Origin of the sequence: uncultured Gilvimarinus sp. (assembly GCF_963972205.1) — a bacterium.
GTDB lineage: Bacteria > Pseudomonadota > Gammaproteobacteria > Pseudomonadales > Cellvibrionaceae > Gilvimarinus > Gilvimarinus japonicus.
On record NZ_CAXAUC010000007.1, the window covers coordinates 64742 to 90017 of the forward strand.

The 25276-nt window shown below is 52.5% G+C and carries 17 protein-coding genes; 13 read left to right on the plus strand and 4 right to left on the minus strand.

Going from position 1 to position 25276, the window contains the following annotated elements:
* Positions 1-26 precede the first annotated feature (26 nt).
* The 5 genes from AACY82_RS11770 to AACY82_RS11790 all read left to right on the plus strand — a co-directional run bounded on the left by AACY82_RS11770 (position 27) and on the right by AACY82_RS11790 (position 11187).
* Complete coding sequence (locus AACY82_RS11770; protein WP_339617017.1) at positions 27-2483, plus strand: glycoside hydrolase family 3 N-terminal domain-containing protein; 2457 nt, start codon at positions 27-29, stop codon at positions 2481-2483.
* 682 nt (positions 2484-3165) lie between these two features.
* Positions 3166-6504: a TonB-dependent receptor gene (locus AACY82_RS11775; RefSeq protein WP_339617018.1), complete on the plus strand. Its 3339-nt coding sequence runs from the start codon at positions 3166-3168 to the stop codon at positions 6502-6504.
* Positions 6505-6637: 133 nt separating this feature from the next.
* Entirely contained in the window at positions 6638-8188 is a 1551-nt protein-coding gene (locus tag AACY82_RS11780) for a tryptophan halogenase family protein (protein WP_339617019.1), read from the plus strand.
* Complete coding sequence (locus AACY82_RS11785) at positions 8188-9633, plus strand: tryptophan 7-halogenase (RefSeq protein ID WP_339617020.1); 1446 nt, start codon at positions 8188-8190, stop codon at positions 9631-9633. Before AACY82_RS11780 ends, AACY82_RS11785 begins: the two co-directional genes overlap by 1 nt.
* A 45-nt stretch (positions 9634-9678) precedes the next feature.
* A complete protein-coding gene (locus AACY82_RS11790; protein ID WP_339617021.1) occupies positions 9679-11187 on the plus strand; it encodes a tryptophan halogenase family protein in 1509 nt (502 codons plus the stop codon).
* Here the strand turns inward: AACY82_RS11790 and AACY82_RS11795 are convergent.
* Both AACY82_RS11795 and argH read right to left on the minus strand, forming a co-directional pair.
* Positions 11174-13309, minus strand: a complete 2136-nt coding sequence (locus AACY82_RS11795; protein ID WP_339617022.1) for a response regulator — start codon at positions 13307-13309, stop codon at positions 11174-11176. The two genes, AACY82_RS11790 and AACY82_RS11795, sit on opposite strands and share 14 nt — an antisense overlap.
* A 267-nt stretch (positions 13310-13576) precedes the next feature.
* Positions 13577-14965: an argininosuccinate lyase gene (gene argH, locus AACY82_RS11800; RefSeq protein WP_339617023.1), complete on the minus strand. Its 1389-nt coding sequence runs from the start codon at positions 14963-14965 to the stop codon at positions 13577-13579.
* A 179-nt stretch (positions 14966-15144) separates the two neighbouring features.
* Here argH and AACY82_RS11805 point away from each other — a divergent pair, with 179 nt between their 5' ends.
* From AACY82_RS11805 to AACY82_RS11835, 7 genes are all read left to right on the plus strand, one after another.
* Complete coding sequence (locus AACY82_RS11805) at positions 15145-16233, plus strand: sensor histidine kinase (protein WP_339617024.1); 1089 nt, start codon at positions 15145-15147, stop codon at positions 16231-16233.
* A gap of 13 nt (positions 16234-16246) precedes the next feature.
* Positions 16247-16972: a LytTR family DNA-binding domain-containing protein gene (locus AACY82_RS11810; RefSeq protein ID WP_339617025.1), complete on the plus strand. Its 726-nt coding sequence runs from the start codon at positions 16247-16249 to the stop codon at positions 16970-16972.
* A gap of 130 nt (positions 16973-17102) precedes the next feature.
* A complete protein-coding gene (gene hemC / locus AACY82_RS11815; protein WP_339617026.1) occupies positions 17103-18047 on the plus strand; it encodes a hydroxymethylbilane synthase in 945 nt (314 codons plus the stop codon).
* A gap of 10 nt (positions 18048-18057) precedes the next feature.
* On the plus strand, positions 18058-18849 hold the full coding sequence (locus AACY82_RS11820) for a uroporphyrinogen-III synthase (RefSeq protein ID WP_339617027.1): 792 nt from the start codon (positions 18058-18060) through the stop codon (positions 18847-18849).
* Positions 18850-18950: 101 nt separating this feature from the next.
* Complete coding sequence (locus tag AACY82_RS11825) at positions 18951-20195, plus strand: uroporphyrinogen-III C-methyltransferase (RefSeq protein WP_339617028.1); 1245 nt, start codon at positions 18951-18953, stop codon at positions 20193-20195.
* On the plus strand, positions 20192-21484 hold the full coding sequence (locus tag AACY82_RS11830) for a heme biosynthesis HemY N-terminal domain-containing protein (protein WP_339617029.1): 1293 nt from the start codon (positions 20192-20194) through the stop codon (positions 21482-21484). Before AACY82_RS11825 ends, AACY82_RS11830 begins: the two co-directional genes overlap by 4 nt.
* A gap of 4 nt (positions 21485-21488) precedes the next feature.
* Positions 21489-21848 carry a cupin domain-containing protein gene (locus tag AACY82_RS11835; protein WP_339617030.1) on the plus strand — a complete coding sequence of 120 codons (360 nt, stop codon included), beginning with the start codon at positions 21489-21491 and terminating at the stop codon, positions 21846-21848.
* An 82-nt stretch (positions 21849-21930) separates the two neighbouring features.
* Here the strand turns inward: AACY82_RS11835 and AACY82_RS11840 are convergent, their stop codons facing one another.
* Positions 21931-22524 carry a CPBP family intramembrane glutamic endopeptidase gene (locus tag AACY82_RS11840; protein ID WP_339617031.1) on the minus strand — a complete coding sequence of 198 codons (594 nt, stop codon included), beginning with the start codon at positions 22522-22524 and terminating at the stop codon, positions 21931-21933.
* Positions 22525-22594: 70 nt separating this feature from the next.
* On the minus strand, positions 22595-23035 hold the full coding sequence (locus AACY82_RS11845) for a hypothetical protein (RefSeq protein WP_339617032.1): 441 nt from the start codon (positions 23033-23035) through the stop codon (positions 22595-22597).
* A 40-nt stretch (positions 23036-23075) separates the two neighbouring features.
* Here AACY82_RS11845 and AACY82_RS11850 point away from each other — a divergent pair, with 40 nt between their 5' ends.
* Entirely contained in the window at positions 23076-25133 is a 2058-nt protein-coding gene (locus AACY82_RS11850; protein WP_339617033.1) for a PQQ-dependent sugar dehydrogenase, read from the plus strand.
* The last annotated feature ends 143 nt before the right edge of the window (positions 25134-25276 follow it).

Genomic DNA, 25276 nt, shown 5'->3' on the forward strand with positions numbered 1-25276 from the left:
TTTATAATAATATGGAGAGACGCAATATGATGATTCGCCGTGCGCAAATTTTATCGATGATGACCCTAATTGGGGCGAGTTTAATCGGCGCAGCGTCGGCTTCTGCTGCCGATGATCTCGCGTATAAAGATTCGAGCTTGTCCGTTGACGCTCGGGTCAAAGATTTATTGGGGCGCATGACCCTTGAGGAAAAGGTTGCTCAGTTGCAGGCGGTTTGGGCCGCCCGTCAAGATTTAGAGACGACCGATGGAGCATTTACTGACGCCAAAGCCAGCGCTATTTTGGGGCTTGGGGTTGGGCAAATTGCTCGTCCGGCGGAAAATAAAGAGCAAATCACTACCAATAAGACGCCTGAGCAAACCGTTGCGTTTGTGAATGATGCTCAGCGCTGGTTGCTTGAAAATACCCGCTTAGGTATCCCCGCCATTTTTCATGAAGAGGCGTTACACGGTCACGCCGCGCGCGATGCCACCAGCTTTCCCCAGGCGATAGGTTTAGCTAGTACCTGGAACCCTGCATTAATTGAACAGATGTACACCGTGACCGCCGCCGAAGTGCGTCGCCGTGGCGGGCAGCAAGCGTTAACCCCTATTTTGGATGTGGCGCGCGATCCGCGCTGGGGCCGCATTGAAGAAACCATGGGCGAAGACCCTTACTTGATTGCCGAAATGGGTGTTGCGGCTGTGCGTGGCTTTCAGGGCGAGGGCGATGTGATTGGCAAAGATCGGGTGATCGCCACACTAAAGCACTTGGCCGGTCACGGTGAGCCCTCCGGCGGTATGAATATCGCACCGACCCCCGTGGGTGAGCGTACCTTGCGCGAAATATTTTTGTTTCCGTTTGAGGCAGCGGTAAAACTTGCCGGTGCACGTAGTGTTATGGCCTCTTACAATGAGATTGACGGTGTGCCGTCGCATGCCAATGGTAAATTGCTGAACGATATTCTTCGTGGTGAGTGGGGCTTTGATGGTGTGTTGGTTAGTGACTATTACGCCATTACCGAGCTGATGACGAGGCATCAGATTGTCGCCACCAAGGCAGAGGCCGCCGTGGCCGCATTGCAAGCGGGCGTGGATATGGAGCTGCCCGACGGTGATACTTACCCCGCGCTGGTGGATTTAGTCGAGCAGGGCAAAGTGGATGAGTCGTTAATCGATACTGCTGTTGCTCGCGTGTTGCATGAAAAATTTATGCTCGGCTTGTTTGAAACGCCTTACGTTGATACTAACGGTGTTGCTGAGTTTATTGGCAATGACGAGCATAAAGCATTGGCGCAAACCGTTGCTGAGCAGGCCATTGTCTTGCTAAAAAATGATGGTGAACTATTGCCGATTGATGCAGCGCAATTGCAATCGGTTGCGGTGATCGGCCCACACGCCGATGAGGGAATGTTGGGGGGCTATAGCGATGTCCCGCGTCATACGGTGAGTATTCTCGAAGGTGTTGAGCGCTATCTCGAGGGCAAGGCTGAGGTGACGTTCGCCCGTGGTACTCGTCTTACTATTGACGCAGGTAAGGCCGGTGTTGATTCGGCCGCTGCCAATACTCGCTCCAAAGAGCGCTGGAATAGCGACGACATCGTATTAGCAACGGCCAAGGATAAGCGCGGCTTGATGGATGAGGCCGTTAAACTTGCCGCAGGCAGTGATTTGGCGTTGGTCGTGGTCGGGGGCAATGAGCAGACCTCTCGCGAAGGATGGGCGGAAAGCCATTTAGGGGATCGCACCGATTTACAGTTGTTGGGGGATCAGCGCGAGTTAGTAGAGAAGGTATTGGCTACCGGCACTCCTACGGTCGTTCTTTTGCAAAACGGGCGGCCCCTGGCGATACCGGTATTGGCCGAAAAAGCTCCCGCGATTATGGAACTGTGGTATTTAGGGCAAGAGGCCGGCCACGCTGTGGCGCGAACCGTATTTGGCGATGTGAATCCGAGCGGAAAACTGCCGGTCACGATTGCTCGCTCGGTAGGACAGCTTCCGGTGTATTACAACCATAAAAAAACCGCCAAACGAGGCTATGCCTTTAGCGACTCGTCGCCCCTGTACCCCTTTGGGCACGGCTTAAGCTATACCGACTTTGAATACGGCGATATTGCGGTTAAAGGCAGTCCCGTTAAAGCCGGTGGCAGTGTTACCCTCAGCGTTAAAGTGAGCAACACCGGTAAACGTGCCGGTACAGAGGTTGTTCAGCTGTATCTGCACGATAAAATCGCCACACTTACGCGCCCGGTGCAAGAGCTGAAAGGCTTTGCACGCGTAGAGCTTAAGCCGGGCGAGAGTCGTACGGTGAGCTTCCAAGTTGCGGCCAATCAGCTGGGTTTTTATGACCAAGAGCTGCAGTACATTTTAGAGCCCGGCGTTTTTGAGGTGATGATAGGTAGCTCGTCAGCCGATATCCGCGCCCGCAGTGAGTTTGCGGTTGCAGGACAAACAACGGTGATTGGCGAGCAAAAAGCTTACCTCACAAATGTTGTGGTAAATTAATGCGATAACCCACCCTATGCTCTCGCGTGGGTGGGTGCCTCCTTGCCCTGTGTTGTTCTAGTTCTGTAAAGCGTGAACCCCTTCAGCTGTTTAAGCTCGCAAATGTTAACGTTAACTATCTCTTCTGGGTGTTTTTTGTATAAAGCTACGTTTTTTTGTTCGGTTTTTGTCTTTCCTGTGTGTTAGCGATAACACAGCCTGCCTATCTTGGTGTTTTTTTGAGTTGGGGGTGGCTGTGTGTCTTGGGCCTGTTGTGCCGTTCCTGTGTGTGGTTTGTCTCGCGGTCGCCATTAGCGGTAGCGCTACTGTTTTTGTTGTTGTCGTTCGAGCGCTGGGTGTTATCAAAAATTGTGTTTTTCAGCCCTAACCCTTTGCTGGTGTGGAGTTTACAAAGTAATTAATTGTTAATGGTCATCTTGACTATTAAGAGATCCTGTCGTATAAATAGACTTAGCTCAAACCTAAAATTTGCAATAAAGCCGAAAATAATGCGTTAAATATGATTTTTTTGGGGTTTGACTATTAAGATTTAAACGAGCATTATTTAACGGTAATGGCCACGCTTAAGGTGTGACAGCGCTAACATGCCGTGCCCAGGCGCTAGCTGTCGTGCTGATATCAGCCTTGCTGGTCATGCCACATATAAAGCTCATGTATTAATAACTATAAAAGAGATCATGCTATGACTATTCGTACCCGTACCCCCGGTATGAAACCCGGGATTGTAACCCTCGCATCCTCCCTGCTCGTGCTAACCAGTGTTGTTGCTTCAGCCCAAGATAACGCTGCCGGAAACACGGAAATGCTAGAAGAGATCGTGGTGCAGGGCGCTCGTCAAAACCTACAAAATGCACAAGATATTAAGCGCGATGCAGATACCTTTGTCGATGCGATATCGGCAGAGGACATCGGCTCATTGCCCGATCGCAGTGTGCTTGAGGCCATGCAGCGTTTGCCCGGTGTATCCATTGAGCGCTTTGCCGGTCCCGATGACCCAGATCACTTCAGTGTGGAAGGCTCTGGTGCCATTATTCGCGGTATGACCGCGACTCGAAGTGAATTTAATGGTCGCGACTCTTTCACTGCAAACTCTGGTCGGGGCTTAAGTTTTCAGGATGTGTCGCCAGAGTTGATGGGCGGCGTGGATATCTACAAAAACCAAACGGCCGATATGATTGAAGGCGGTATTGGTGGCACAGTGAGCCTGCGCACTCGCAAACCGTTTGATTCTGACGGTCGAGTGATGTCACTGGGTGGTGATATCTCCTACGGTGATATGGCGGAGAAATCCAGTCCAACCGTATCGGGCCTGTACAGTGATCGCTGGGATACAGACGCCGGTGAATTTGGCTTCCTGGTGAACTTTGCTTACTCAAAGCTTTATGGCGAGTCTCACGGCATTCAGAGTGATGCTTACGTGCTATATGATGCCTCGGTTTTGCCGGGTGCAGAAGAGTTTGTGGGTGACGGTACGGGTACCGTCTTTATGCCCAATGGCTCAAATATCCTGATGAAAGAAGATGACCGCGAGCGGCAAGGCTATGCGGCTGCTTTTCAGTGGGCAAGCCCCGATGACACGATGGAAGCGACCGTCCAATTTATGCGCTCTGATGCGTCTTTGGCTTGGACCGAGACGGCCATGAAGTATCAAGGGGGATATTACGATCCAGATGCTGAAACCGATAAGCGTTTTACTCGTCCCGTGGCCGGTACCGAATTTAGCTTCGATGACGAAGGCTTGTTTGAATCTGGTTTTATGGGGGACTCAGAAGGGTGGCGCGCTGCTGACGACAATGCTGATCGTATTCCCCGTGCTTGGAATGACGGTGTCGGTGCAGATCAGGGGATTGCGTTATTTGGCCACAAATACCAATCTGAGCGTCGTTTTAAAGAAACCAATACCGTGGTTGACGACTTTGCGGTGAACTTTAAGTGGACGCCTACCGACCGCTTTGAGTTAGAAACTGACTTGCAGTATGTGCAAGCCGAGACGGTAGATAATGATCTGGTTGTGCATTTAGGTATTCACGCGCTGCAAGATTACGACACGACTGGCTCTACCCCGCACTTAACATTGGTTGATCCCTGGAACGGTGTACGTGATGCCGATCGGGAAAACGGCGGTGGTATTTATGATACTGGCTATCCGGGTTTCTCTAACGATGAGGCTGGCGATAGCAATTACTTCCAAGACCCAAACTCTTACTGGTGGCGTTCGGCGATGGATCACTACGAGCGCTCTGAGGGCGACTCTGTTGCGGGTCGCATTGATGGTACATATCACTTTGATGGTGACGCTGGTATGCTGCGCTCGGTTAAGGCTGGCGTCCGCTATGCTGAGCGCCAACAAACTGTGCGCAATACCGATTGGAACTGGGGTAGCGTAGGCCCTGAGTTTTCTGGTGGTAACCCAGCCTTGTTCTTGCCCAACGTTGATGAGCAATCTGAGGATTATGAGGTTGTCGATTGGAGTGACTTCCACGGTGGTGGTGTCGTTGACATTCCGGGCGGTGGGTTGATTCATCCAACGGAAGATTTTGTTAAAGACCTGCTCTATTTGCGTCGAGACATTGTTAAAAATGGCGCTGGTGATTGGGTTCCCTATCCTGATCGGACAGATGTCCAGTTAGATAATGAGTATGGGCTTTTTAGTCCAGGTCAGATATTCGATACGACCGAGACCAATCATGCGGCGTACGTACGGTTAGACTTCGGTTCGGATGAGCATGCGATTCGCTTTAGCGGTAACGTCGGCTTACGGTATGTGAAGTTTGAGCGTGAAGCGATAGGTTCTGTGACATTCCCTGATTTGGTGCCAGAAGATGCGGCTCCGTCGGATATAGGTTTGCCTTTAACTAGCGACTCGGTAGAAGCTTATTTGCAAGGGCAGGTTGATAATGGCGAGTATGCCACTATCAAAGAAGCCGCCGATGCTGAAGAAAATAATTGGGCGGGCGACCGCTTTAATTACTTGTCAGATGAGGAGCGAAGCTTTGGTAACAACGCTGAAAGCCTTCTCAGGGCAGTATCAGACTACGATACCTTTTTGCCTAGCTTTAACTTAAAGGTTGAGTTGACTGATGATTTAATCATGCGCTTTGCCGCCGCTCAGGCCATAGCATTACCAGATATGGGGGAAGTGAAAAACCAGGCAGACTTGGGCACATTGTCTGTTGAGGTGGACCAGCCTCAGGTTGACCCGGACAACCCGCCACCTGATACTGAGTACTCAGGCATTGAAGGTGCCTATGTCAGTGGTTGGACCGGCGATGGGGGTAACCCGTACCTAGATCCAATGGAGTCAACTCAATATGATTTGTCGCTGGAGTGGTACTTCTCTCCTGTTGGCTCGTTGACAGCTACGTTGTTCCATAAAGATTTAGATAACTTCTTTATTTATGGGGCGTTCCCGCAGACTTACACCAATCCGACCACGGGTGTGACTGAAACCGCCGATGTGACCGGAACCCGTAATGGCGGTGAAGGTACAATGGACGGTGTTGAGTTGGCATATCAGCAGTTCTTTGACATGCTGCCAGAGCCGTTTGATGGGTTTGGTGTTCAAGCTAACTACACCTACATTGATGCCAGTGGGGTGCCAAATAACGAAGTTCCGGCCGACGATGCTGATTATGTTGGTGGCGATGGCGATACCGGGGCGCGGGTTAGTTTGGACAGCGTGCCGCTACAAGGTCAGTCAGAGCACACTGCTAACTTGGTGCTAATGTATGAAAAGTACGACTGGAGTGCTCGCGTTGCTTATAACTGGCGCTCTAAGTACTTGTTAACCACACGGGATGTGATTAGTACTTACCCGCTTTGGAATGATGATGCAGGCTATATGGATGCATCTGTGTTCTATAATGTGACAGATAACGTCCAGGTGGGGATGCAGTTTAGTAATATTCTGGATACGCAAACCGAAACTCTCATGATTTTAGATGATGAAGGGACGGAGGCTGGTCGGACTTGGTTTAAGCAAGACCGTAGGGCTGCGTTTGTGGTACGAGCAAACTTTTAAGCCACAGCTAAAGCTGTGAAAAATGCGCACTTTCGAGTGCGCATTTTTTTTGCCCGTATGATAAGTTGAGGCTAGGCGTGATTAATGCCCCGAATGGTAAATAGCACTGAGATATTAAAATATAAGAGGCCTCATGCAGTACGAGAATAAACGAGATGTTCTTATAGTGGGGGGCGGGACGGCTGGTTGGATGACGGCCGCCGCGCTGTCACGGTTTCTTGATCCAGAGCATTTCCGTATTAGGCTGGTCGAATCTGACGCGATTGGCACGGTCGGTGTGGGCGAGGCTACGATTCCTCACATTCGACAATTTAACGACATGCTCGGCATTGATGAGAACGAGTTTATGCGGGCGACTAATGCCACTTATAAGCTTGGTATCCAGTTTCACGGTTGGGGCGATAAAGACTCGTCATATGTTCACCCGTTTGGTTTATGTGGACACGATATAAATGGCGTAGACTTTCATCACTATTGGCTCAGGCTTCATGCGGAGGGAAAAGCTCGATCGTTTGGTGACTACTCCTTTGCTGTGCAGGCCGCCCTTGCGGGTAAATTTGATTACCCTGTATCTACGTCCGACGGGCCTCGTGGTGAATACGGTTATGCCTTTCATCTTGATGCAACGCTATACGCAAAATTTTTACGAGATTATGCACTTGCCCGCGACGTTCAGCGAATCGAAGGTAAGGTTGTCGATACCGAACTCAATACTAGCTCAGGCTCTATCGCGGCAATAAAGCTGGACAGCGGCGAGCGATTGATGGCTGAGATTTTTGTCGACTGTTCCGGGTTTCGGTCGTTGTTACTTGGACAAACATTAAACGTCAGCTATGAGTCCTGGCGTCATTGGCTGCCGTGCGATCGCGCCGTTGCGGTGGCCTGTGAAAAAGTATCCGCTCCCCATCCTTACACCCAAGCGTTTGCCCACGAGTGCGGTTGGCGTTGGCGTATCCCGCTGACAACTCGTACCGGCAATGGCTTAGTCTATCAATCACAGGGCATGTCCGATGATGAGGCTGCCAGTCGCCTACTGGCTGAGTTGGATGGGCCCGCGCTAGGTGACCCGCGTGTTATCAGGTTTGAGACAGGTAAGCGCGATCAGTGCTGGGCGCACAACTGTATCGCGATTGGGTTGTCGTCTGGTTTTCTAGAGCCGTTAGAGTCTACCAGTATCTATTTAATCCAGGTGGCTATTCAGAAGCTACTGGAGTTTTTCCCCGGTCATGAGGGTGTCGGTGTCGAGAGAGAGGTTTATAACAGTCAAATGAATCTCGAATATGACCGGGTGCGCGACTTTTTAATCCTTCACTACTGGCTTAACCGCCGCGCTGATAATGCCTTTTGGCGGGCGTGTTCGGCCATGGAGTTGCCAGAATCTTTGACCGAAAAAGTGAACCTTTTTCGAACATGCGGGCATGTAGAGCAGTACCGCCAAGGATTATTTATGCCCGCCAGTTGGCTGGCCGTGTATCTCGGCCAGGGTTTGATCCCCGAACGTTACGATTCGCGAGTCAATGTGCCTGCATTGGCTGATGTTGAACGCTATCTAGAGCGTGTCCATAAAGGCTGTGTTGCCGAGTTACGACATTTGCCATCCCATGCCGAGGCGCTCACTAAAATAAAAATGGGTGCGGCGGCTTACCCTCCTTCGTCGTTAAGCTTGTATGGGACGAAACTGTAATGTCAGAACAACCTCTTAAGCATATTGCGATAGTGGGCCAAGGTGTCGAGTTATGGTTTTCGACGGTATTTTTAACGGCTGCGCTTAAGCCCTTTAATGTGGCGGTAACGTGCATTGAACTTGGTGGCTGCGCTAACGTTAATACTGCGCCTCTGGAAGCACTTAGCCCGCAAGTTTTGCGCTTGCTCAAGTTGATGCAAATCGGTGAGCTGGATCTTATCAGACAATGCCGGGGAGGTTACTCGCTAGGGCTTGATTGTCGCAGTGTTCATAACCGCTTTTTTGTTCCTCACGGTGAGTTGGGGCTGGAGCCTAACGACAGTGTTTTGGTAGGGGCAGCGTATTCGAATTATGCAAAGCGAGGTATTCATAATCTCGACGCATTGAGTGTGGCGGCTACCGCTGCGCAGCAGGGCAAGTTTGCGGTGGTGGGCACGGATCGGCCAGACTTACAAGCGCTGTTGCGGTATGGAGTTCATCTAGAGACAGATAGGCTCGTTAATTTTTTAAAGCATCAACTAACACGGCTGGGGGCAACACATGTATCCGCCGTTAATGAGCCCCCCGTTATCTCACTAAACCGTGGTCAAATAGCGTCGCTTTTGTGTTCGTCTGGCAAGAAGATTTGCGCTGATTTTTGGATCGACTTGAGTGCCAATGGCGTGTTACAAGAAGCGAGCAAAAATGTCGCAATGCACTCGTTGTTGTCAGGCTGCTCAGCGGTTCAGGTTGCGCAGTCTTGGCGAGAGGCACCACCAAATTCAGCCGCTCGCCAGCTAAGCACGGCTGAAAATGTTCTGCACGATACCCTTAACAGTGCCCGAATAGAGCAAAGCAGTTTGTACAGCGATAGTGAGAAAGCGTTAGCTGATCTCTGTGCTAGTAAACCTCTTGCGCGCTTTGATTGGCAGTTTTCTAAGAAATCTTATTGCGCTTTAGCATCAATATGGGATGAAAACTGTTTGCGCTTGGGCGAGCGAGCGCTACAAATACCAGGTCCAGCGTTTTCACGTTTAAGCTTAATAATGGCGGCGTTGGTACAGTTTGTTGATCAGCTGCCTGATGCTGGAGTGAAGCCGGCTCTTATTCAGTCGTATAATCGGAATATGTCTGCCTATATAAATGAAGCATTTAGCTTTAACGCCACTATGTTTACATTGGTGAACAAAAGCTACAGAGCTGCCGGTGATGTACCGTCTCAAAGTGAGGTTTTTTCACGTACTGGACGGTTGTTGCCCGCTGCGACAGATGCGGTAGAGCCTCAGCAGTGGAAAAGTTTATTGTATGGCTTAATGGGCGCACCAGCGCTAACGGATATAACCTTAGACCGTATTGCCTCTGGTGATGTGAATAAGGCGTTAAATGAGCTTGAGAAAAAAATTCACGGTATTGCTTCTAGTATGCCGAACTATGCCGACTTTTTGGTGAGATTATTGGGTCGTTAAGAGTAACGGCCGTGATTTTGATATTTTGTTCCAGAGGTAACGTTAATGTCCAATGCATCCTTAGAGAAAATAATCATCGTTGGCGGCGGCACGGCTGGTTGGATGGCTGCGGCGTCAATGGCCAAGTTGCTTCGTCCCGGTACATGCGAAATTCTACTGGTAGAATCGGAGGATATAGGAACTGTAGGTGTGGGTGAGGCAACTATTCCGCAAATTTTACTGTTTAACAAGCTTCTTGACATTGATGAAGACGATTTTATTAAAAAAACACAAGGAACCTTTAAGTTAGGTATCGAGTTTGTCGATTGGGGTGCATTGAATAGCTCGTATTTTCATGCCTTTGGCAGTGTTGGTAAAGATATGAGTGGCGTACAGTTTTATCACTATTGGTTGAAAATGCGCGCTCAAGGAAAAGCCGCCGGGATAGACGATTATACCTTGTCGTCGCAAGCGTGCTTGCAGAAAAAATTTATGAGATCGATCGAAGCGGGGAATTCACCACTGTCGAACGTGGCCTATGCTTATCATTTTGATGCGGGTCTATATGCTGCTTATTTACGCGAGTACGCACAATCTCGTGGCGTTACCCGGGTGGAGGGGAAAGTTGTCGATACTCATCTTCGACAGAACGGGTTTATTCACTCGGTTCAGTTAGAGAGTGGCGCGGTTTATGACGCGGACTTTTTTATCGATTGCTCGGGATTTCGTGGCTTGTTAATCGAACAGGCGCTTAACACTGGTTACGATGACTGGTCTCACTGGCTGCCTTGCGATCGCGCTGTGGCAGTGGGCTGTGAAAGTGTTGCGGAGCCTTGGCCTTATACTCGCTCTACTGCGCAAAAAGCGGGTTGGCAGTGGCGTATACCACTTCAACATCGAACCGGTAACGGTTATGTCTACGCCAGTAAGTTTATCAGTGACGATGAGGCGCGTCAGACTTTGCTCGATAATCTGGATGGCGCCCCCGTTGGTGAGCCAAAATTACTCAAATTTGTGACCGGTAAGCGCAAGAAATTTTGGAATAAAAACTGTTTAGCTCTCGGTTTGGCCAGTGGCTTTATGGAGCCTTTAGAGTCTACCAGTATTCATTTGGTTCAGGCAGGGCTGGCCAAGTTTATGAGCTTTTTTCCCAATAAAAATTGCGATGAATCGGATGTGGATGAGTATAACCGTCAGACAACGTTTGATTATGAGCGAATTCGTGATTTTCTAATCCTGCACTATTGTGTTACGGATCGAGATGATTCGGAGTTTTGGAACTATTGCCGAAACATGACCATACCAGACTCGTTAACGCAAAAAATTGATCAGTTTAAGGCTAATGGGCGTGTGTTTCGCCATAATGGTGAAATGTTTAATGACCTGAGTTGGTTTGAAGTAATGTACGGTCAGGGGATTACACCGAAAGGTTACCATGCATTGGTGGATAATATGCCGGAAGAAGAGTTACATAAGCGTTTGGAAGGGATTAAATCAGTGATACGGCGCTCTGTTGATCATATGCCAACCCATCAGGAGTTTATCAACCAGCACTGTCGTGCTAAGCCGATGTGATCAGGCTCGCGCTTAAAGTTTGATATAACTGCACAGGTTTAATAGGTTTACTGATGTAATCATCCATCCCGGCCGCCAAACAGCGGTCGCGGTCTTCGTGCATGGCCTGAGCGGTTAAGGCGATGATGGGGACATTATGAAAACGCTCATCGGCACGAATAAGAGTGGTGGCTTCGATGCCGTTCATTAGCGGCATCTCGATGTCCATTAGTATCGCGTCAAAGTGTTCGCCGCTGTGTAGTTTGTCCAGCGCCTCTTGGCCGTTATTGGCCGTTGTGGTTTGTACGCCTTTTTTGCGCAGCATGCCGATGGCGACTTGTTGATTTACGATATTGTCTTCGACCAATAAGATATGCCGCCCTTGCAGTTGCTCGAATGCTTCGGGTTCGGTTTTTTGATTAGGCTGTAAACATTCTGGTAGCGCTTTACAAATGGCGTCAAACAGACGTGACTCACTGACGGGTTTGCTCAAAAAATCATCGATAAGTCGCGCGTCTTTCTGGTTTGCACTGTGTGGCTGGGAGAAAATCTCGTCGCGACTTAATGATGATACTAAAAATATTCGTGGTTTTTTATTTAAGTCACAGGCGGTTTTAATGTCGCGAGCAGCGGCTAGGCCGTTTTTAATAGGCATTTTATAATCGATTAAGACCAAATCATAAGGTCGATTATCTTGTTCTGCACGATGAATTTTCTCGCACGCTACGTGGGCATCGCTGGCGGTGTCGACATGGTCGACGAGCTTGCCCGCTGACTGGCTGAGAATATCTAGCGCGAGTTGGTTGTCATCCACCACTAATAAACGCAATGCGCGGCAGTTGTATTCGCTGTCGTTAATGCGCCTTGCGCCGATATGACTTTTTTCAAAATCGGCGGTAAATGAAAATGTAGTGACTTTGTCGGGCAAGCTGGTTAGCTCTAGTGAGCCATTCATTAACTTAACCAGCAGTTTACAAATTTGCAGACCGAAGCCACTTTTCTCGCCGATGGTGCGGTGCGGTGGTCGCTGTAAATCCCGGCGCAATCGATCGAGGGTGGAGGGTGATATGCCACGGCCGTAATCGGTAATGGCAATCCGCAGGCGTATGGTGTCCCCATCACTGTGGACCAGCTCGGCTTTAATTAAAATCTCACGGCTGTAGGAGTATTGCAGGGCATTGCTGACCAAGTGGCTGATAATGTGATTAAGGCGGGTGGCGTCACCACGCATAAAAAGAGGCACGTCGTCATCAATTGCGAAGTTGATATCAACCGGTTTGGTGTCGGTATCTTGATTAAGGCCGCGACTTTCAAACTGATGGGATAAACGCTCAAACACTCGCTCTAAATCGAAATGGCTGTGCTCTAAAGTAATGTTGCCGGTTTCGAGTTTGGCGTAATCGAATACTTGATTGACGGTTTGCAGCAGAGCATCGGCGGCGATTCCCATACTGTGGAGGTAGCCGCGTTGCACTTCGTCGAGCGGGGTGTCTTGCAATAGATGTCCAAGCCCGATGATGGCATTCATCGGCGTGCGGATCTCGTGGCTCATACTGGCTAAAAACTGGCTTTTGGTTTTGCTGGCCTGCTCGGCTTCGGCTTTGGCACTCACCAGCTCAGCATTGGTGTTTACTTCGTTGCTGATGTCGCTGATTGTCCCGACGCAGCGGGTGGCATAGCCGTTTTCGTCTGGCTCAACCAAGACGCAGCGGCTGTCGACCCAGACGGTCTGGCCCAGCGCATTTAACATGCGGTGCTCTAGGCGCAAGCTGCTTCGGCGGTTGGCAATGGCAGAGCGCAGCTCGGTGAGCACGGCATCGCGATCCTCTGGGTGCAGCAGTTGCTGTTCAACGGTGGCAAAGTCGGCAAAGTTTGGTGGTTTAGTATGGCCTAAGAGCAGCCAGTAGCCGTGGCTGAAATAGCAGGTGCCGCTGTTGATGTTCCAGTCCCACAAGCCATCGCGAGAGGCGGCTAAAGCGTAGCGAAAACGCCGGTCGCGCTCTGCCAGCTCGTTGGGCGATTGGACGGAATCGGGCGTTACCGCAGGCGAGGTTTGCGTCATAGCGCGCTGCTCGCTAAGCGTTTGCTCGAGTTCGCGAATACGTGCTTTTAGCGCGTTAATATCGTCGCCTTCACTGGCCAAGCTTAGCTACCTCGTCAGGTGGGTCGAGTTGCCACGATTGAGCTCACCGGGCGCGCAATCGTGACGTCGAGTTTATTTTTAATGCACAGGCAAAGCCGACTCTCCGCCGGTGCAGATTATTCCTTAGCATAGATGAATTGGGTGCCGAGTCCAGTGCTTTTGCGCAAAAAACGTGCATTAAATGATGTTTTGGTCGGTTTGAAAGGCTAACGGCAGGTACGAGGGGCGAGGTCGGCCTAGGATAGGCCGACCTCTTGGGGTACTTGCTTAGAGCTGCTTGCGGGCCTGGGCAATAGCGGCTCTTACCTGTGCCGGGGCGGTGCCGCCAATGTGATCGCGGGCGGCGACGGAGCCCTCTAGGGTTAGCACCTCAAATACGTCGTCGCCGATGGTATCGGAGAACTGTTGCAGCTCGTCTAAGCTCATCTCTGATAGGTCTTTGCTGGTTTCTATGCCGTAGGCGACGGACTTACCTACCACCTCGTGAGCATCGCGAAACGGCATGCCTTTGCGCACCAAGTAGTCGGCCAAATCGGTGGCGGTCGAGAAGCCGCGGCGCGCGGCTTCGTACATGCTGTCTTTGCGCGAGCGAATGGCCGGCACCATGTCGGCAAAGGCGCGCAGGCAGTCTTTAACGGTGTCCACGGCATCAAACAGCGGTTCTTTGTCTTCTTGGTTGTCCTTGTTGTAGGCCAACGGTTGCGACTTCATCAGGGTGAGCAAGGCGACTAAATGGCCGTTGACCCGGCCGGTTTTACCGCGTACCAGCTCGGGTACGTCGGGATTTTTCTTTTGCGGCATAATCGATGAGCCGGTGCAAAAGCGATCGGGCATATCGATAAAGTTAAACTGCGCGCTGGTCCAGAGCACTAACTCCTCGCTGGCGCGGGATAAATGCGTCAGCAAAATACTGGCAAACGCGCAAAATTCGATGGCAAAGTCGCGGTCGGAGACCGAGTCCAGCGAGTTGGCGGTGGGTTTATCAAAGCCCAGCAGCTCGGCTGTTAAGACGCGGTCGATGGGGTAAGTGGTACCCGCCAGCGCGGCGGCGCCGAGGGGCGACTGGTTTAAGCGTGCGCGGCAATCGGCCAACCGGCTGGCATCGCGCACCAGCATTTCGTACCAAGCCAACAGATGGTGGCCAAAAGTTACGGGCTGTGCGGTTTGCAGGTGGGTAAAGCCCGGCATGATGGTGTCGGCTTCGCGCTCGGCCAGCTCTAAAATGCCGCTTTGCAGACGTTTGAGTTCGCTGGCAATCAAGTCAATCTGGTCGCGAACATACAAGCGAATGTCAGTGGCGACCTGGTCGTTGCGCGAGCGGCCAGTGTGCAGTTTCTTACCGGTAATGCCGATTTTTTGCGTCAGTGCCGCCTCAATGTTCATATGTACATCTTCAAGCTTAACTGACCACTCAAAGTTACCGGCGCTAATATCGGCGCGAATTTCCTCGAGCCCCTCAATGATTTGCGTTTTTTCGTCGGCGGTGAGTACGCCGACCTTCTCGAGCATGGTAGCGTGGGCGATAGAACCGTTAATGTCCTGCTGGTAGAGGCGCCAGTCAAAGCCGACCGAGGCGGTAAAACGCTCGACAAAGGCATCGGTGGGTTCGGTAAAACGGCCGCCCCAGGATTGGTTGGTCTGTTCGTTATCGCTCATAGTCTGTCTCGCGGTTAAATTTGGTATTTTGCGCCAGCCGGACCGGCGGCGCGATGGCGCGCCCGACGGGCCTGTCTGTGCTGAGGTACACTAAGGCAAAATAACACTGGCGCTGCATCTTAGTGGCGGCATTATAGCCTATGGAAAAATTGGCAGTAAGGTGGCAGTAGGGGATTGCTATGGGGAAACCGGCGAGACAAGCGCACACAGAGCTTAACCAGGACGATTTAAAGCTGCTACCTAACCTGTGCAGTATAGAAGCACTGTTTATGCTGGTGGTGGCGGCCGAGCTGTTGGCGGTGCTACTTAGTGTGGCCAGCCAAGGGTTGGCGAATTTAAGCTGGGCGCATTTAGGGCTGGTCTCGGCACTGGTGCTCTGGATAACCTTGGGCAGCGCTGCGTTGGTCTGTGCCGCTCGCGCCATGCTGGAGCGTTTGCCGCCAATCGTTTCATGGTTGTTGGTGTACACCGTTACTTTGCTGTGTACTGGCTTCTTTTCTGCTTTTGGGCAGTGGGTACTTAAAGGCCTTGGCCGCGGCTTTATCGACTGGTGGCAAGTGGCGTCCCACGTGTTAATCGCGGCGATTATCGCGGGTATGCTGTTGCGTTACTTGTTTTTGCTACAGCGTTTGCGGGCACAGCAGCAGGCGGAGTTGCGCGCGCGTATTCAGGCGCTGCAATCGCGGATTGAGCCACACTTTTTGTTTAACAGCATGAACAGTATTGCCAGCTTAATCGCCACTGATCCCGATTTGGCCGAGCGTCTGGTGGAGGATCTGGCCGATTTATTTCGCGCCGCCTTAGCGCAAACCAGTATGGTCAGTGCCGAGCGCGAGTTGGCGTTAACCCGCGCGTACCTGCGTATTGAGCAGTTGCGCTTAGGCGAGCGGCTACAGCTAAACTGGGATGTACAAACGCCACCGGCGGACCTAGAGTTACCCAATTTGTTGCTGCAACCGCTGGTTGAAAACGCCATTTATCACGGTGCCGAAAATAATCGCAGCGGTGGTGAGGTGCGAGTTCGCTTTGTGTGTGATGATACCGGCGCGCACTTAATGGTCCGCAATAGCATCGCGCCCGAGTCTGCCGCGAGTCTCCGCCCTGGGCATAAAATGGGGCTCGATAATGTGCGCCACCGCTTGCAGGCATTTTATGGCACAAGCGCGCACTTGACGGTAGAAGAGCTGGCGGGCGAGTTTTCTGTGTGTATTCACATTGCCGCTGCCCAGCGTCGTTCCGCTTTAGGCAATACGAATAAAAAAGTTTAGTGATGGTGCCTCTATGTTAGACGTGTTAATTGTCGATGATGAGCCGTTAGCCCGAGCGCGGCTAGAGCGAATGATCGATCAGCTGAGCGGTTACCAAGTGAGCGCCGCGGCGGCCGACGGTGAATTGGCATTGGCGGCGGTGGTCCAATACGACCCCGATATAGTGCTGATGGACATTCACATGCCCGGTAGCGACGGTTTGAGTGCTGCGCGGGCAATTAGTGAGCTGGACGACCCTCCCGCCATTATTTTTTGTACCGCCTTTGGCGAGCACGCACTGGAAGCTTTTGCGACGACGGCGGTGGGTTACTTGCTCAAGCCGGTACGTCGCGAGCAGCTTGAGGCGGCGCTGGCGAAGGTAACCCAGCTAAACAAAATGCAGCGTGCCGCGGCGCGGGGGGCGAGTACACGCACCAGCATTACCGCCAAAACTCACCGTGGCATAGAGCGCATTGCGCTAAATGACATTCGCTATTTTTTGGCCGATCAAAAATACGTTACGGTCTACCACACGGGTGGTGAGCACCTGTTAGATACCACGCTGAAAGAGCTAGAGCAGGAGCTGGGCGACCAGCTGTTAAGGGTGCACCGCAATGCGCTGGTGTCGGTGCGTCATATTCAGGCGTTAGAGCGTTGCCCGGATGGCGGTTTACAGGTGCGTTTGGCCGATACCAAAACGGCACCAGCCGTTAGCCGACGCCACGCCAGCGATGTTAAGGCGGTATTGCAGCAGTTGTAGCGCCGGTTTAGCCGGAGTTGGCGTTGTTCCGGGTGCCTAATAGGCACGGTCGGCGCGCTAAATAGTTATGTGGCAGTTTGATTTGCTATCATGGTGGCCGCGTTAAATTCCAGCCAATACTGAGAGTGATATGAGTCCAAGCTCCCGCACCATTAAAATTGCCACACGCAAAAGCTTGCTTGCCCTGTGGCAAGCGGAGTATGTCAAAGCCGAATTGTTGCGCCACCACCCAACCATTAAGGTCGAGTTGCTACCCATAAAAAGCCGCGGCGATAAAATTTTAGATGTCCCGTTGGCCAAAGTCGGCGGCAAAGGGTTGTTTGTGAAAGAGCTAGAGCAAGCTATGCTGGACGGCTCGGCCGATATTGCCGTGCACTCGATGAAAGATGTCCCGATGGAGTTTCCAGACGGCTTGGGCCTGCCGGTTATTTGCCCGCGTGAAGACCCTCGCGACGCCTTTGTCAGTAACGACTACCGCGATTTAGACTCGCTGCCCGCCGGCAGTATTGTCGGCACCTCAAGCCTGCGTCGTCAGTGTCAGTTATTGGCGCAACGACCCGATCTAACCGTAAATTTCTTGCGTGGCAATGTACAAACTCGTTTGGCTAAGCTCGATGCCGGTGAGTTTGATGCGATTATTTTGGCCAGCGCTGGCTTGTTGCGCCTCGAGCTAAAAGAGCGCATTACCAGCTATTTAAGCCCCGAACAGTGCTTGCCGGCGGGCGGCCAAGGGGCCGTGGGGATCGAGTGCCGCAGCGATGATGCCGAGCTAATTGAGCTGCTGGCGCCCCTGCACGACTCACTCACGGCCGAGCGTGTGAATGCGGAGCGCGCCATGAACCGTCGTTTAGAGGGCGGGTGCCAAGTGCCTATTGGCTGCTACGCCGAGCACCAAGGCGACCAGCTGTGGCTGCGTGGGCTCGTGGGTGCGGTGGATGGCAGCACGATGTTGCACGATGAGATCACCGGCCCCGTGGCCGAGGCCGAGGCCATGGGCATCACGTTGGCCGAGCGCTTATTGGCTGCAGGCGCCGACCGTATTTTGGCTGAGGTTTACGGCCGCGACATTAAATGAGCATTAACCTGTGAGTGAATGGCGCGTACTTATTACCCGGCCCGAGCCGCAGGCGAGTTTGTGGCAAGCGCGCTTGGGCGAGGCCGGTTTGGCCAGCGTTGTGGTACCGGTAATGGTTATCGCGGCGGTTAGCGACCCGACGAGGCGCGAGCGCGTAAAACAGCTTATTCTTAATGTTGATCACTATCAAAAGGCCATTTTCGTCAGCCGCAATGCGGTGACGCACGCCTGTGAGTGGCTCGATGCCTATTGGCCTCAGCTTCCGGTCGGTATTGAGTATTTTGCTGTTGGCAGCGCCACCGCCAGGCAGCTCGCCCACGTCGATATTAAGGTAACGGCCCTCGGCGGCGAAGATTCCGCCATGAACAGTGAAGCGCTGCTGGCCGATCCGGCCCTGCAGCAGGTGGCCGGTGAAAAAGTCGTGATTTTTCGCGGTGTGGGTGGTCGCGATGTGCTGGCGGCCACCTTGCGCGAGCGCGGTGCTCGTGTCGATTACTGCGAGCTGTACCATCGCGAGTTGCCCGCTGAGGCCGAAAAACAGTTATTACAGGCCTTGGCGCCGGCTGCGCGAGCGCACGATATTGTGACGGTGCATAGTGGCGAAAGCCTGCAAAATTTAACCGCGTTGCTTGAGCCACACGCCGCGCTGGCCGATTATGCCCGCACCCGACCTCTACTGGTGCCCGGCGAGCGGGTGGCTGGGCTTGCCCGCAAGGCGGGGTTTAATCACTTGTTAGTGGCCCACAATGCCAGCGACAATGCTATGTTAGAGACGTTACAACGCTATATTGATACCCACTGAGGGGTGAGATACCGCTGAGCGAGCCTCGGCGACTAAATACCAACGGCTGAGGGCTGAGTGCGTCACCCCTTAGAGAGTGCGAGTTATTTCAGGAGAAGTTCATGGCGCAAGATGATTCGCAAGACAACGAGAAACTCCCCGTAGTCGGTGCTAGCGATAGCGGGCCGGAAACGTCCGAGCCCGATGCGGCGGCGAAAAGTGCCGCCACTGACAAACCCAGCGATAAAAATGCGTCAACTGGCAAGGCCAACACCACACCGCCCCCCAAGGCTAAAGTGAAGCCTGCCGCAAAAGCGCCGCGCCGTTCGGCACTGGCGGTATTTTGTCTGTTACTGATTGTAATCCTCGCCGCCACGGGCGGTTGGTTTGGTTGGCAAATGTGGCGACAATTGACACTTCTTGAGGCCGAATTGGCGGCCAGCGAGCCCGCTGTAACTAAGGCGTTTGACCCCTCGGCGATTAATCGCGAGGTGAATACGGTTAAGCGCCAATTGGGGCAACAAAATGAGCGACTAAAGCAGTTGCAAGCCGAGCGCAGTGACACCTCAAAAATAAACAACTTAGCCACTCAGCTGGCGGCGATGGAGCGTCGCCTACAAGCCTTTAGTGACACCTCGCGGGATGACTGGAAGCTGGCTGAGGCGGCGTTTTTGTTGCGCTTGGCAAGTCAGCGGATGCTGATTGAACACAACAGCTCTGAGGCTATCGCCTTAACCCAGGCGGCGGATAATATTCTGCGCGACCAACAAGATCCCGATTTATTTGGTGTGCGGCAAACCTTGGCGCGCGAGCTAACCGAATTAAAAATGGTGCAGCCAGTCGATCGCGAAGGCTTGTACTCGCGGCTGCAGGCGCTAACGGAGCAAGTTGATACCTTGAACCAACTGCAGGGGTATCAGCGCGAATCTATTGGTCCCGATGCGGCTATTACCGCGGAGTCAGAGTCACAGGGCGTTTGGCAAAAAGTAAAAGCAAGCTTTAGCCGCGCCTTTAGCACTCTGGGTAGTTATATTCGGGTGCGCGATCGCGAGCAAAAAGTCGCCCCTTTACTGCCGCCCGAGCAACGCTACTTTTTAACGCAAAATTTGCGCTTGATGTTAGAGCAGGCGCAGCTTGGTTTGCTGCGCGAACAGCCGCGGGTTTATCACCAGAGCCTTGAAAAATCGCAACAGTGGGTCAAAGAGTATTTTGAGCAAGACAACCGCTCGAAAGTTATGATCGATGAGCTTGCGCAATTGCAGCAAGAGCCCATTGTGGTCGAGCTGCCCGACATTAACCAGGCACTGGGTCAGTTGCAGGCTTATATCCAAAAGCTGCATAAAATAGAGGCGGGTGGTACGCCATGAAAAGACGCTTAATTATACTGCTGCTGGTTATGGTTGCCGGCGCGTTGCTGTTTCAGCTTATGCGTCACGATGGTGGCTATGTCTTGATTGCCTACGGCCATAAAACCATTGAGATGAGCGCCTGGACCGGCCTGGTTATTTTGGCGCTGTGTTTTTGGGTGTTCTGGCTGTTGTTGCGTTTGCTTAGTGCCGGTCGTCGCGCGGGAAAGTTGTTTACGCGTAATAATAAATTCTCGAGCCGGGCGCAATCAAAAACCATGGCGGCATTGGTGGACTTTATTGAAGGGGACTGGACGGCAGCGCGAAAAAAATTACTGCGCAGCGCGAGTAAGTCAGTCAGCCCGCAAGTGAACTATTTGGCGGCGGCACGTTGCGCTTACGAGTTAAAAGACTTCTCTGGGGCACTTGATTTGTTGCATAAAGCCGAGCGCTCGCGCGGTAGCAGTGAACTGGCGGTGGCGCTAACCCAGGCGCGTATGCAGTTGGGCAGTCAACGTTACGAGCAATGTTTAGCGACGCTTAATCGAATTAAGCGCACCGCCCCAGAGCATCCGGTGGTACTCGATTTATTGGCGGATGTTTACTTGGCGCTAGATGATATCGACGCGCTGGAGCAGTTGTTGCCGAGTTTACGGCAATTAAAAATTCGCCTGCCAGAGTCGATGCGCAAGCTGGAAGTCGTGGTCTACGCTCGGCAGCTGGCTCTTAGCAGTCGTGCCGCCCGGCAGTTGGCGACGGCGCCCGACGCCAGTAAGACCGAGTTGGATGCCGTGTGGCAGCGTATGGGTAAAAGTTTACAGAAAGAGCCCGACTTAATCGCCGTGTATGCGTTTGAGTTGCACCGTTTAGGGTTTGACCAAGAGGCGGAACCGCGCTTAGTGACGGCACTAAAAGGCGAGTGGCGCAGCGAATGGGTGGCACTTTACGGCGAACTTGACGGCGCTAACGTCGAGGCGCAAATTAAAATGGCCAGCACCTGGTTGCCCCAGCATGATGCCGATGCGGTATTGCTTTGCACCCTGGGTAAGCTGAGTTTACGCAACAGCTTGTGGGGCCAGGCACGGGATTATTTTAAAGCCAGCCTCGATATTGCCCCAACTGCCGAAGTTTACGAGTTACAGGCGCGCCTGTTGCAACAGCTGGGTGAGGTTGAGGCGAGCAACGCTTTGTATCGCGAAGGGCTGGAGTTTAGTGCCCGGCGTGCGTCGCTGCTCGCTCTGCCTGGCAATAAGCCGTGCCTAGAGGGCGGAAATAAAGACAACAGTAAAAAAAGCCTTGGTAAGTTGTGAGTGTATGGTGAGCCCTGATGAGCAAGCCGGTCACAACCCGGTGCCGTTTAACTTGATGGGGGATATCCCCGCAGAACTTACCGATGAGTTAACGCAAACCTTGTGCAACAGTGCGTCGCTGCGAATCGAGCGTATCGTCTCTAAAGGGCATGCTAGCGAGTCGGAGTTTTGGTACGAGCAAGATGAACATGAATGGGTGGTGTTGCTCAGTGGCGGCGCGGTGTTGCAGTGGAGCGATGGAAGCTTTCAGAGTTTAGCGCCGGGCGATTATGTGCTGATTCCCGCTGGCACCCGCCATCGGTTAGAGGGCACTTTGGCTGATGAGCTAAGCATTTGGCTCGCGGTATTTTTTACTGACTGCTAAGCCGACGCCACGTCTTTGGGTGCAAAGTGAGGAGCCGAGGAGGTTTTGCCCACCTGTGGCGTAATACGGACTGCGGCCGCTGTTATCTTGCCAAAGGCTTTGCTGGTAAGCCCAAAAGCTGCGGTGCGTGCACCAGTACCCAGAGGGCGAGCAAATCGTACACGCCGTGCCAAACCATCACCAATACGAGGCTTTGGCTTAGCTGATAAGCGGCTCCCAGCAGTAGCCCCATGGCGAGCGCCAAAACAAAATAAATCCATGACATAAAGTGCAGTAGCGCAAAGATCAGCGATGCGGCTATTAGGCCGACCCACATATTGCTGTAGCTGCTAATAAATGGCTGCAAAAAAGCCCGAAAAACTAACTCCTCGCCAATCCCCGCCAGAGCCGAGATCAATACCAGCTGCCACAACGCTAACCGAGCGAACAATGGTTGTAAGCGGCCAAGGGTAGTCAGTGTATTACGCTGCATAACTTTGCTGTAACGGTTTATGCCTGCGAGAAGAGCATAGGTCACAAGAGCCGCGATTAAGCCCCAAAACCAGGCAGCCGGGCCCAGCTTGCCGAGCTGAGATGTTGGTTGGGGCAGTTGTTTTAGCAGTATGAATCCCAGACCTAGAAGCCCAGCTTGCAGGCCGACAATGGTTTGAAAGGGCGGCATATCTGGGTGCTTCATAGGGCTTTCCTTTGTTTGGCTCGCTTAAAGGGCGATTGGCTAACATCTTTGCGTATACGTCAGCGTTATTCTACCTTACAAGAGTTGCCACATATTGGAGGTAACGGCTTATACAGCACGGGAGATTACGAGAAATGCGCACTGGAATAACCGCTTTAATCGTTATATTCGTCTTTGCCACATCGGCCTGCGGGGGCGGTGGCTCTGACGCCGGACCCGGTGATAGCACTAGCAGCCAGCGCTCATCCAGTAGTAAAGCCAGCGCTACCAGCAGTTCGTCCAGCTCGGCGGATGCCACCAGTTCGTCGAGTTTATCCAGCTCCGTCAGTTCTTCGATTGCTTCCAGCTTGTCGAGTTCGTCTAGCTCAATCAGCTCGTCTATCTCCTCCAGTTTGTCGAGCTCTTCTAGCTCATCGGTGGCGACTAGTTCGTCGAGTTCATCAAGCAGTGTTGCCAGTTCTAGCTCTAGTGCGGGATCGATCAGCGGCCTGGACGTGCGGCCCGCTAACAACCAATGTCTTGCCGGTCCGGCACCGACACAAAGTGCCGAGGTGGAGTTAACACGCGCTTACCCCTCCCTCAGCTTTGACCGTCCGGTTGCCATGGTGCAAAAACCCAGCGACAGCAGTGAGTGGTACTTACTAGAGCAGGCCGGCCGTATTATGCGTTTTGCCAACAACAGTGACACTGGCAGTGCTGAGGTGTTTGCCGATCTGCGCGAGCGCGTTAATGATAGTGCGAATGAGTCGGGCATGTTGTCTATGGCATTCCATCCAGATTATGCCGACAACGGTGAGGTTTTTTTATATTACCAAACTGATGAGCCAGGCAGTGACGACTGCTGTGTCAGTCAGTTGGTGCGCTATACCGTCAATGCCAATGGCGATCAATTAGATACCAGTTCTGCCGAGGTTTTGTTGAGTTTTACCGCGCCTTACAACGCCAAAAATCATTTTGGGGGCCATTTAGGTTTTGATGCCGCCGGACTTTTGTATCTAAGTATTGGCGATGGCGGTTCGTCGGGCGACCCGGATAACCGCGCGCAAAATACCGCCAATATCTGGGGCAGTATGATCCGTATCGATGTGGATGGTAGTGCGCCTTATGCGATACCGGCCGACAACCCGTTTGCCGAACAGTCTGATTTTTTATGCAACACTGATGCGCAAATGCAAAGCAAGCAAGCCGCCGACGGCGCGTGTCCCGAATTGTACGCATGGGGTTTGCGCAACCCTTGGCGCTGGTCATTTGACCGCGCTAACGGCGAGATTTGGTTGGCCGATGTCGGGCAGGGCAGCTGGGAGGAGGTAAACCGTATTCAGCGTGGTGGCAATTATGGCTGGCGCATTCGCGAGGGCGCACACTGTTATAACCCGTCCAGCGGTTGCGATACGACCGGGCTGATTGACCCGGTCGCTGAAGTGCCGCAACCGGAGTTTCAGTCTATTACTGGCGGCTATCGTTATCGCGGCAGTGATATTCCGGGGCTTACCGGGCGCTATGTGTTTAGTGACTTTGTTACTGGGCCGCTTTACTCTTTGGTCAATAACGGTCAAGGCGGTTGGTCCGTCGATCCACTTATTGCCGATACTGGGCAGAGCATCGCGGCGTTTGCCGAAGATCAACAGGGCGAGCTTTATGCGCTCAGTTTTGCCGGCGGTATTTATCGGCTTGCTCCCGGTGATCAACAAAGCAATAATGCCCCCGAGCAATATTTATCGGCCACCGGCTGTGTCGAGCCGACCGATCCGCAAACACCTGCCAGCGGTTTGGTCCCCTATCAAGTGCGCGCACCTTTTTGGTCTGACGGGGCCGCCAAACAGCGTTGGCTAGCCTTGCCCAACAATACGCAGATAAGCGCCGATGCCGAACAAGATTGGCAGTTACCGGTGGGCTCGGTACTGGTTAAGAATTTTTATTTGGCCGATGCTCTTATTGAGACGCGCCTGTTTAAGCACCACGACAATGGCGAGTGGGCCGGTTACAGCTACGCTTGGAATGAGGCTGGCACCGATGCCGAGTTGATCGTCGGTGGTGCCGAGCAATCTCGTGCTGGCCAATCGTGGATTTACCCCAGCGCCAGCCAGTGTTTGCAGTGCCATACCGAGGCGGCGGGTTTTAGTCTAGGGTTGCAGACCGCGCAGCTAAATTTTGCCATTACTTACCCAAGCACCGGGCGCAGTGCCAATCAGATCGAAACACTACAAGCGGTTGGTATGCTTGGCGCGACCGACGATAGCGCGCCCTTGGCTGACCCTCTGAATCAAACCTTACCGGTTAATGATCGAGCGCGGGCTTATTTGCATACCAACTGCGCGCAGTGCCATCAGCCGGGAGGCAACACCAATGTCGCTATGGATTTAAGGGCCGCCCGAGCATTGCCAGATATGGGTGTCTGTAATGTTCCGGCGCAAAATGGTGATGTAGGTATTAGTGATGCGCGCTTGGTTTTGCCGGGAGATGCCGACCGGTCCGTTTTATTGGCTCGTATTGCGCTGCGTGATCACGCCCAGCAAATGCCGCCAATCGGTAGCAATCTGGTGGATGTCGAAGGCGAGGCATTGCTGCGCGAGTGGATTAACGGTTTGGCGCTTAGTGATTGTGAATAACCTGTTGCGATAGCTTTTATCAAGCCGGTTACACGTAGATAATGATTCAATAACAGCCTTCGGCTTGCTCACAGGTTTCAGCAACGAGTGAACAAGCCCTCCGCATGTATTTAGCACCAACACTTGAAAACTCTTATTAGTAC

Coding starts and splice junctions, on each gene's coding strand:
- AACY82_RS11770 (WP_339617017.1), top strand. CDS start 27: ATGATGATTCGCCGTGCGCAAATTTTATCGATGATGACCCTAATTGGG.
- AACY82_RS11775 (WP_339617018.1), top strand. CDS start 3,166: ATGACTATTCGTACCCGTACCCCCGGTATGAAACCCGGGATTGTAACC.
- AACY82_RS11780 (WP_339617019.1), top strand. CDS start 6,638: ATGCAGTACGAGAATAAACGAGATGTTCTTATAGTGGGGGGCGGGACG.
- AACY82_RS11785 (WP_339617020.1), top strand. CDS start 8,188: ATGTCAGAACAACCTCTTAAGCATATTGCGATAGTGGGCCAAGGTGTC.
- AACY82_RS11790 (WP_339617021.1), top strand. CDS start 9,679: ATGTCCAATGCATCCTTAGAGAAAATAATCATCGTTGGCGGCGGCACG.
- argH (WP_339617023.1), bottom strand. CDS start 14,965: ATGAGCGATAACGAACAGACCAACCAATCCTGGGGCGGCCGTTTTACC.
- AACY82_RS11805 (WP_339617024.1), top strand. CDS start 15,145: ATGGGGAAACCGGCGAGACAAGCGCACACAGAGCTTAACCAGGACGAT.
- AACY82_RS11810 (WP_339617025.1), top strand. CDS start 16,247: ATGTTAGACGTGTTAATTGTCGATGATGAGCCGTTAGCCCGAGCGCGG.
- hemC (WP_339617026.1), top strand. CDS start 17,103: ATGAGTCCAAGCTCCCGCACCATTAAAATTGCCACACGCAAAAGCTTG.
- AACY82_RS11825 (WP_339617028.1), top strand. CDS start 18,951: ATGGCGCAAGATGATTCGCAAGACAACGAGAAACTCCCCGTAGTCGGT.
- AACY82_RS11830 (WP_339617029.1), top strand. CDS start 20,192: ATGAAAAGACGCTTAATTATACTGCTGCTGGTTATGGTTGCCGGCGCG.
- AACY82_RS11835 (WP_339617030.1), top strand. CDS start 21,489: ATGGTGAGCCCTGATGAGCAAGCCGGTCACAACCCGGTGCCGTTTAAC.
- AACY82_RS11840 (WP_339617031.1), bottom strand. CDS start 22,524: ATGAAGCACCCAGATATGCCGCCCTTTCAAACCATTGTCGGCCTGCAA.